1 rRNA gene is annotated in these 323 nt (G+C 41.2%); it reads left to right on the top strand.

Annotated features, from left to right (window positions below):
- Window positions 1-184: 184 nt before the first annotated feature.
- A 16S ribosomal RNA gene (locus ACQRCC_RS15615) occupies window positions 185-323 on the top strand; the annotation flags it as partial.

Raw genomic sequence — 323 nt, forward strand, 5'->3', positions numbered from 1 at the left:
AAAGAACCTTGATAACTGAACAATAGACAACGACCCTGAAGATTTCTTTAAGAGAAAAATTCAGAACGAGACATTTTAAGATGTCGACCTAAAAACAGTAATAACGGGATAGGAAAGCTAGTAGTTTTCCTGACTGTGATTAAACTTGATTTTGTATCACACTGAGGTGTGATTACAGATATTTTTTAACGAGAGTTTGATCCTGGCTCAGGATGAACGCTGGCGGCGTGCTTAACACATGCAAGTCGAACGAAGCACTTTACTTCGATTCTTCGGATGAAGAGTATTGTGACTGAGTGGCGGACGGGTGAGTAACGCGTGGG

This window comes from Sporofaciens sp. SGI.106, from assembly GCF_050314255.1.
Classification (GTDB): domain Bacteria; phylum Bacillota; class Clostridia; order Lachnospirales; family Lachnospiraceae; genus Claveliimonas.